General features: G+C 72.2%; 10 protein-coding genes. 4 read left to right on the forward strand and 6 right to left on the reverse strand.

Annotated elements, in window-relative coordinates; translation table 11 throughout:
• Positions 1–286: 286 nt before the first annotated feature.
• Entirely contained in the window at positions 287–1,573 is a 1,287-nt protein-coding gene (locus LCE31_RS19845; protein WP_225016001.1) for an MFS transporter, read from the forward strand.
• A gap of 60 nt (positions 1,574–1,633) precedes the next feature.
• Here the strand turns inward: LCE31_RS19845 and LCE31_RS40495 are convergent, their stop codons facing one another.
• Complete coding sequence (locus LCE31_RS40495) at positions 1,634–1,762, reverse strand: hypothetical protein (protein WP_263632063.1); 129 nt, start codon at positions 1,760–1,762, stop codon at positions 1,634–1,636.
• A gap of 345 nt (positions 1,763–2,107) precedes the next feature.
• Here LCE31_RS40495 and LCE31_RS19850 point away from each other — a divergent pair, with 345 nt between their 5' ends.
• Positions 2,108–3,205, forward strand: a complete 1,098-nt coding sequence (locus tag LCE31_RS19850) for an aldo/keto reductase (protein ID WP_225015986.1) — start codon at positions 2,108–2,110, stop codon at positions 3,203–3,205.
• A gap of 276 nt (positions 3,206–3,481) precedes the next feature.
• Here LCE31_RS19850 and LCE31_RS19855 read toward each other — a convergent pair whose 3' ends face one another.
• Complete coding sequence (locus LCE31_RS19855) at positions 3,482–3,763, reverse strand: hypothetical protein (protein WP_225015988.1); 282 nt, start codon at positions 3,761–3,763, stop codon at positions 3,482–3,484.
• Between the two features lie 224 nt (positions 3,764–3,987).
• Complete coding sequence (locus LCE31_RS19860) at positions 3,988–4,602, reverse strand: TetR/AcrR family transcriptional regulator (RefSeq protein WP_225016003.1); 615 nt, start codon at positions 4,600–4,602, stop codon at positions 3,988–3,990.
• Between the two features lie 51 nt (positions 4,603–4,653).
• Between LCE31_RS19860 and LCE31_RS19865 the strand changes: the two genes are divergently transcribed.
• The gene (locus tag LCE31_RS19865) at positions 4,654–5,049 is read left to right on the forward strand and encodes a nuclear transport factor 2 family protein (protein WP_225015990.1); all 396 of its coding nucleotides are present in this window, start codon (positions 4,654–4,656) and stop codon (positions 5,047–5,049) included.
• On the forward strand, positions 5,049–5,942 hold the full coding sequence (locus LCE31_RS19870; RefSeq protein WP_225015992.1) for an SDR family oxidoreductase: 894 nt from the start codon (positions 5,049–5,051) through the stop codon (positions 5,940–5,942). Before LCE31_RS19865 ends, LCE31_RS19870 begins: the two co-directional genes overlap by 1 nt.
• A 641-nt stretch (positions 5,943–6,583) precedes the next feature.
• On the opposite strand, the gene LCE31_RS19875 is transcribed toward LCE31_RS19870, so the two are convergent.
• The 3 genes from LCE31_RS19875 to LCE31_RS19885 all read right to left on the reverse strand — a co-directional run bounded on the left by LCE31_RS19875 (position 6,584) and on the right by LCE31_RS19885 (position 7,650).
• A complete protein-coding gene (locus LCE31_RS19875) occupies positions 6,584–6,748 on the reverse strand; it encodes a hypothetical protein (protein WP_225015994.1) in 165 nt (54 codons plus the stop codon).
• Between the two features lie 200 nt (positions 6,749–6,948).
• Positions 6,949–7,275 carry a hypothetical protein gene (locus LCE31_RS19880; RefSeq protein ID WP_225015996.1) on the reverse strand — a complete coding sequence of 109 codons (327 nt, stop codon included), beginning with the start codon at positions 7,273–7,275 and terminating at the stop codon, positions 6,949–6,951.
• A gap of 147 nt (positions 7,276–7,422) precedes the next feature.
• Positions 7,423–7,650 carry a hypothetical protein gene (locus LCE31_RS19885; RefSeq protein WP_225015998.1) on the reverse strand — a complete coding sequence of 76 codons (228 nt, stop codon included), beginning with the start codon at positions 7,648–7,650 and terminating at the stop codon, positions 7,423–7,425.
• Positions 7,651–7,695 lie beyond the last annotated feature (45 nt).

Consider the following 7,695-nt stretch of genomic DNA (forward strand, 5'->3'; position numbering starts at 1 on the left):
GGGGAGCCCGTCGCGGACTGACGGGTCGGGACCGGGCGTGGACCAGCCGTCGTCCCCCCGATCTCCCCCTCCCCTGCCGGTCGGCGAGGTGCTCATGACACCGTGAGGTACATGAGCACAGCACACATCACCGCGGACCGACGGCCGGCCCGCCGCCCCGTACGAGGCACGGCAGCCCGGTGACATCGACCGACAAGCCGCCCCAGCCACCCCGGCCGCCCCGGACACGGGCGTCACGAGCCGCTTCCGCCGTGTCGCGCTCGACACGCGTCCGCTCGCCATCCCGATCTACCGGCGCGTCCTCGTCGGCCAAGGGGCCTCGTTCATCGGCACGATGGTGACCGGTGTCACCATCCCCGTCCAGATCTACGCACTGTCGCACTCGTCGTTCTACGTGGGTCTCGCGGGCCTCGCCGGGTTCGTGCCCATCGTCATCTTCGGACTGTACGGCGGAGCCATCGCGGACGCGGTGGACCGGCGCCTCCTCTACCTCTGGTCCTCGCTCGTGACCTGGGCGGTGACGATCGCGCTGCTCGCCCAGACACTCCTGAACGTGCGGTCCGTGCCGCTGATCCTGGTCCTGGTCGCCGTGCAGGGCGCCGGCTTCGCCACGTCCTCCTCGACGCGCGGCGCGATCATCCCGCGCATCGTGCCGGGCGAACTGGTACCCGCCGCGAACACGCTGAACTTCACCGTGGGCAACGTCGGACAGGTCCTCGGACCGCTCGTCGCCGGTGTCCTCGTCGGCCTCCCGCACGGCTTCGCGTTCGCCTACGGGGCGGACGCACTGCTGTTCACCGTCTCGCTGTACTCGACGTTCCGGCTGCCCGCCATCAGACCGGTGGGGACGCCGACGCGGCGCGGAGTGCTCGCGGTGTTCGACGGCCTCCGCTTCATCAGCCGCAACCCCGTCCTGCTGATGTCGTTCGGGGTGGACATCGCCGCGATGGTCCTGGCCATGCCGCGAGCGCTGTTCCCGCAGGCCGCCGAGGCGCGCTTCCACGGCGGAGTGGGCCTGCTCTACGCCTCGATAGCCATCGGGTCCGTGGTGGGCGGGCTGTGCAGCGGATGGATCGGACGGGTCCGGCGCCAGGGCATCGCGCTGACCGTCGCGGTGGCCGGCTGGGCGGTCGCGATCACCCTGGCGGGCTTCGCCCACACCCTCTGGCTCGCCGTCGTGCTGCTCGCCCTCGCGGGCTCGGCCGACCTGGTCAGCTCCGTGTACCGGCAGACGATCCTGCAAACGTACGCCCCCGACGACATGCGCGGACGGATGCAAGGCGTCTTCACCGTCGTCGTCGCGGGCGGGCCCCGGCTCGGCGACCTCCGCGCGGGCGCCATGGCCGCCACCACCTCGCTGAGCATCGCCTGGTCGGGCAGCGCCGCCCTGTGCATCGTGCTGGTCGTCGCGGGAGGCCTCGCGGTGGGTCCGTTCCGGCGCTACGACACCCGGGCGGTGGCGGCCTCAGGAGCCGTCGGCGACACCCCAGCCGTCAGCGACGGCAACGGCACCGGTGACGGTGACGGTGACGGTGACGGTGACGGCAGAACGCTGAGCGAGGGCGTCACGTAACGCCGTCCCCGGCCGTCCGACGGGCGGAGCTCTCACTGTCCGTTTCGGCGGGCGGAGCCCTCACTTCTCGCCGCGCTCCGTCCGGTCGGCTCGCCGCCGATACGTGGGTCCCCCGATCATCGCGAGGAAGAGACCGGCGACGATGGCGATCACGGCCAGGGCGAATCCGACTGCTTCGAGTGCCCTCATGCGGGACCCTCCTTGCGCGTGGGGACTTCGAGGCGCGCGGCCCGCGTGAGGGCGCGCCCGGGCCGGGGACCGCGCCGCGACCGCTCCCCCGAGATCCACCGTCTCACGGCTCCCGCCGCCCGGCAGGTCGGCACCGGAACCCGGCTCGCGGGCGCGAACCCCTGGACTTCAAGCTCTGGACTTGAGGGTCCATTTTCGATCTGCCACTGTCGGACTCAGGCGGTTCGCGGTCGAAATCAGATGATCCGCCCGGATCGACGTCTGCGGTCCACCCGGATCGACGTCTGCGGCCCACCCGGACCGACCACTGCGGTCCGCCCGGATCGATGTCCCTCGGGAGTCCTCATGAACTACTACCTTCTCGGCCGGTCCGGTCTGCGCGTGAGCAGGCTGGCCCTCGGCACGATGAACTTCGGGGTGGACGGGTTCCACGCCGCGTACGGCAAGACGGAGGAAGAGGCGGAGCCGATCTTCCGGCGGTACGTCGAGGGCGGCGGCAACTTCGTCGACACGGCGGACTTCTACACCGCCGGCGAGAGCGAGCGGGTCCTCGGCAAGCTCATGGCGCGCGCGGGCAACCGGGACCGCCTCGTACTGACCAGCAAGTTCACCAACACGACCGATCCGGGCGACCCGAACGCCAGCGGCAACGGCCGCAAGCACATGGTGCGCGCGCTGGACGATTCACTGCGCCGGCTCGGTACTGACTACCTCGACCTGTATCTGCTGCACACCTGGGACCGGATCACCCCGGTCGAGGAGGTCGTGCAGACCTTCGACGACCTGGTGCGGGCCGGCAAGATCCGCTACGCGGGCCTGTCGGACGTGCCGGCCTGGTACGCGGCCCGTGCGCAGAGCTATGCCGAGCAGCACGGAATGCCGCACATGATCACTGTGCAGCTGCCGTACTCGCTCATCAGCCGCTCCATCGAGGCCGAGTTCGCGCCGATGGCCCAGACGCTCGGTATCGGTATCACCGCGTGGAGCCCCCTCGGCGGCGGGGTCCTCACCGGAAAGTACCGGCGCGGCCCGAACGGGCTCACCGGCGAGGGGCGGTTCGGCAACCCGGACACCCAGGGCCCTCCGGTCGGCGAGCAGGGCTGGAAGGTGATCGAGGCACTCGAAGACGTCGCGACCGGACTGGGCCGGACCATGGCGCAGGTGGCCGTCAACTGGGCGGCCACCCAGCCGGGCGTCTCCTCGCTGGTGATCGGGGCGAGCCGCGTGGAGCAGCTCGACAGCAACATGGCGGCGCTCGACTTCGAGATCCCGGCGGACGCGCGCCGCCGCCTCGACGAGGCGAGTACGCCGCAACTGGGCGGCCCCTACTCGATGTTCACCCCGGGATACCAGTCCTGGATCGTGAGCCCCGGCCTCGGCATCGGCGACAGGCCGGCAAGCTTCGCACCCCCGGTCTTCAACGGCGCACCACAGAGCGCCTGAGGCAGGCCTGCCAACTGAGGCCCGCGGGACTGCTTGCGGCCCGCCGGCCGCCTACTGGCTGCATGAGGCCCGCTGACCGCCGTCGAAGGGCCCCCCCCCCCCCCGGGCCGGGGGGGGGCCCGGGCCCCCCCCCGGGGGGCCCCCCCCCCCCCCCCCCCCCCCCCCCCGCCCCCCCCGGGCGGGGGCCCCCCCGCGTCCCCTCCCGGGCGGCGCCGACGGCCGGCCCGGCTCCCCGACCGGAACCGGGACGCACCTTGGCCGTACGCCCGAAACGCGCTAGCCGAGACTCGGGATGGCCCCGGTGGCGGGCGCGACGAGACCCGTCAGCTGCTGGAGCTGGCTCAGTTGGCCGAGCCCCTGGAGCTGGGTGGTGATCGTCGGCACCCCTTCCTTCTGGTCCGCGGGCATTCCCGCGCTCGACAGGTCGTCGAGGGTGTCGGCCACACTGATCGTCTGCGGGTGCACCAGCGGTTGCGCCGCGGCGGCGGACGAGACGCCGAGGCCGGAGGCACCGGCGGCGACCGCGAGGAACGTGGCGATACGTCGAGTAGAGGTCATGCCCTCCCCAACGCCCGAGCCCCCGTCAGGACACGGTGCGCCGCCCACACGGGCGCCCGCCAGGACCACGGCGGACTGCCCGCCCAGGCCCCGCAGAGGCCCCGGGCGGCGGGAGAACGGAGAGAACGGGAGAACGGGGGAACGCGAAACGCGGGGTTGACGAACCCAGGCCCGGATCACAGGACGCGACCCGACCCGGATCATGGGACGCGCTCCGGCCCGGATCACCGGCGGTCCGGCTCCTCCGGCCCGAGGACGCGCCGTACGAGCGCGGCGACCTCCCGGCGGATGGCGTCCTGCGACCACCCCGACGCGAGCAGTTCATCGATCAGGTCGACCCGCAACGCGCCCAGCAGGACGTGTGCGGCATAGCCGGGCGACTCCGCCGCCGGGGAGTCCGTGCGCTTGATCAGGGCGCAGAGGGTCTCGTGCATCCACAGGTAGTGGGGCGCCCGCAACAGCCCTGCGCCGCTCAGTTCGCGGGCCTCGGTGAGGTGGCGGTTGTTGAACTTGAACGAGAGCAGTTCGTCGAAGAGCGCCAAGATCCTGTGCAAGGGGGGCGCCCCGGGGCCGAGGGGAGAGTCCAGGCTCTCGATCTCTTGGCGAAGGGAGACGGACCGGGCGGCGAAGAGCGCGTCGAGCAGACCGTCACGGCTGCCGAAGGCGCGGAACAGCGTGCCCTTGCCCACGCCCGCCGCGGCGGCGATGTCGTCCATGGAGACCGTGCGTGGCGTCTCCGTGTCGGCGAACAGGGCGTCGGCCGCCTCAAGGGCGACTTCACGCGGGAACGGAGGGCGCCCCGGCCCTCGCCTCTTATTTTCGGACTCTCGGTCCGTAATCGTGTTACGGTTTTTAGGACCCACAGTCCTAAACCCTAGCGGAGACGCGCCATGTACACCGAAGAACTTCCCCCGTGGCTGTCCGACGCCATGCAAGGCCTGGTCTCGGGGAACCTCGACGCCTGGATGGACGCCTTCGCAGAGGACGCCGTCCACGAATTCCCCTTCGCCGCCCCGGGGGCGCCGCGGCGCCTCGAAGGCAAGGAGGCCATCCGGACCTTCATGACCGCGCTCTCGGGACACCTCCGCTTCGGCGGCCTCAGCGACGTGCGGGTGCGCGAGACGGGCGAGGACACGGTGATCGAGGCCGAGGGCCACCACCGGGACGGCGCCACCGGCGCCCCGTTCGACCTGCGCTACGTCTGGATCATCACCCGCCGCGACGGCCGCGTGACACGGCTGCGCGACTACATGGGACCGCGGCGACCGAGGACCGAGGAGGACTGATGCGCGTCTTCGTCACCGGCGGCACGGGCTTCGTCGGCTCCGCGGTCGTACGGGACCTGATGGCCGGGGGACACCAGGTCCTGGGGCTCGCCCGGTCCGACGCGTCCGCCCGCGCACTCGAAGCGGCCGGGGCCACGCCGCACCGCGGCTCTCTGGAAGACCTGGACAGTCTGCGCGCCGCGGCAGCCAGGACCGACGGCGTCGTCCACACCGCCTTCGACAACACCGACCTCACGCGTTTCACCGAGAACAGCGCTACGGAGCGCGCCGCGCTGGAGGCCCTGGGAGACGAACTGGCGGGAAGCGACCGGCCGTTGATCGTCACGGCGGGATTCGCCTTCCTGGCACCGGGGACCGTGGCCACCGAGAACGACATGCGCCCACCCGGCGAGGCCCCCGTCGGCCGCGCGGCCGAGGCGACGGCCATGGCGCTCGCCGAGGCGGGCGTACGCGCGTCGGTCGTGCGTCTGCCGTGCGTCCACGGCGACGGGGACCGGTTCACCGTCCCGCGCTACATCGACATCGCCAGACGGTCCGGCGTCTCCGCGTACGTGGGCGACGGCCTCAACCGCTGGTCGGCCGTGCACCAGAGCGATGCCGCGCGCGTCTACCGGCTCGGCCTCGAAAAGGCCGCCGCCGGAGCCCGCTACCACGCGGTCGCGGAGGAGGGCCTGCCCTTCAAAGCGGTGGCCGAGGCCATCGGCCGGGGCCTCGGCCTCCCCACGGTCGGCCTGTCCGCGGCCGAGGCGGACGCACACTTCGGCGTCCACAGCTTCTTCGCGCAGTCCGACGTACCCGCCTCCAGCGCGCTGACCCGGGAGCGGCTCGGCTGGCAGCCGCACGGGCCCTCGCTCCTCGCGGACATCAGCAGGCCCGACTACTGGACCGGCTGAACCGAACACGGCAACTCCCCACCGGCGCGGCGCCCGTCGCACCGGCGTCCGTCGCACCAGCGTCCGACAGCCGGGTACTGCCCGGCGGCCTTCAGCCGGCCTGGTCAGGCGGGGAGCGGGGCTCGGGGAGCCGGAGCCGAACGAGACGGTTGCCCCGGCCGTCACGGCGACGGGCGAGCAGCCCGGCCACGGTCAGCCGGTCAGCCGGTCAGCCATTTTTGACGACGGTGGGCGTCGTGACGTTCAGCGCGGCGGGACACCTCGCCGGGCGTAGGGCCGTCCCGCTCTCACAGCGCCGCGAGGAGGTGGTTCTGTCCGGCGTGCGGCCCATGGCGATGCCCGAGCTGTACGCAGGTCGGTTGACGACCCATCATTCGCCGGCTCGCGTTCTCTCGAACTCACTGGACGGCAAACGCACCCGCGAACTCGCCACGAAAGGCGTGGAGTCACGTTTCCCGGTCCGTCAAGAGAAGCTCATCCGCGCCAGCGGCATACCGCGGCCCGGGGGCTTCATGACCAACGCCCCCGGCTGGCTGGCCACCATCCGCGAGGGAAACCACGTACTCGACCCGGCAGGCCCGGGCCGTTACGCCGACTCTTTCATGCGGCGAGCCCCTGCTCCCGCCGGACCGCCGACTCTTTCATGCGGCGAGCCCCTGCTCCCGCCGGACCGCCGCCTCCCACTCGCCGAGCAGCACCTGGTACTCGGCCGCCTGCCCACGCGTCATCACCCCGCCCGCGCGCGCCAACAGGGCGCGGATCTCCGCGTTTATGGCCGCGGCCGTGCGCGGCGGGGTGGTGGACATGGGGGCATGTTATCGGGCAGCACTGACAACATCACCCGGTTTCGGGCGGGTCGGGACGAAGACAAATCCTTCCCACGGGGGCGGTTCCGAGTCGCGAACGTCCGAGCCTGCGTGACGGTGCCCCCCGGACGGCCACGGGCCGCGCCCTTCGACCGATCGTCCCGGGTGGCAGCCGGGGGCGAACTCCGCGCCGCCCGCGGTCACTCCGCCGGCAGGTTGGCAGGATCGGACGACGGGGTGGACGTGCTGTCGGCCGCCCGTCGAGCGGCGTCCCTGCGCTCCGTGCGGCGGCCGAGCTGGTACGTGAGCAGGGCCACGATGATCGGTGTGACGATCGTCCCCGCGGCGGTCACCCAGGACGGCCAGTCGATACCGTCGTCGTGGTCGTGTTCCACGACGGTGACGGAGACGTGTACGGGCGGCTGCGCCCCGCCGGGCTCACCGCCTCCGTCGTGCTTCCCGTGATGGGCGGCGCTGTAGATCAGTTGCGCGACACCCAGGACCAGCAGCGTGCAGACTCCCGCCAAGACGGCTCGTAGCTTCACTCTCCGCGGCCGTGCAATCCCCGTGCGACTCATGCCCTCTGTCTACACCTGCCGGGCCGCGAGCTGAAAGTGGCTCCGGCGCCAGGCTGGGACGGCACCGCGCCCGCCCGCAGGCGTGCCGGGCATCGATCAGGCCGCGTCCCACTGATGGCCCCCCCCCGCCCGCCACTCCACCCACGAGGGATCGTCGAGCAGCAGGGCGGCGTCGGGGATGCCCGCCCGCTGGAGCAGCAGCACCAGACTCCGGTCGTCGTAGGCGATGCCCAGGATGTGGCTGCCGAGCAGCCGGCGGCGCAGGGTGACGCGACGGCCGCCTGTCGGCGACAGCGCATGCACGACGATCGGTGCGCCTGCCATGTCTCCAGCCTGCCCGGCACCCGCCCCTCCAGCACCTCCCCGCGC

It is taken from the genome of Streptomyces sp. 8L (assembly GCF_020176795.1).
GTDB lineage: Bacteria > Actinomycetota > Actinomycetes > Streptomycetales > Streptomycetaceae > Streptomyces.

What these genes read in the sequence shown, in the direction of transcription:
- LCE31_RS19885 (WP_225015998.1), bottom strand. Translation starts at nt 7,650, where the DNA reads ATGGCAGGCGCACCGATCGTCGTGCATGCGCTGTCGCCGACAGGCGGC.
- LCE31_RS19875 (WP_225015994.1), bottom strand. Translation starts at nt 6,748, where the DNA reads ATGTCCACCACCCCGCCGCGCACGGCCGCGGCCATAAACGCGGAGATC.
- LCE31_RS19850 (WP_225015986.1), top strand. Translation starts at nt 2,108, where the DNA reads ATGAACTACTACCTTCTCGGCCGGTCCGGTCTGCGCGTGAGCAGGCTG.
- LCE31_RS19870 (WP_225015992.1), top strand. Translation starts at nt 5,049, where the DNA reads ATGCGCGTCTTCGTCACCGGCGGCACGGGCTTCGTCGGCTCCGCGGTC.
- LCE31_RS19865 (WP_225015990.1), top strand. Translation starts at nt 4,654, where the DNA reads ATGTACACCGAAGAACTTCCCCCGTGGCTGTCCGACGCCATGCAAGGC.
- LCE31_RS19855 (WP_225015988.1), bottom strand. Translation starts at nt 3,763, where the DNA reads ATGACCTCTACTCGACGTATCGCCACGTTCCTCGCGGTCGCCGCCGGT.
- LCE31_RS40495 (WP_263632063.1), bottom strand. Translation starts at nt 1,762, where the DNA reads ATGAGGGCACTCGAAGCAGTCGGATTCGCCCTGGCCGTGATCGCCATC.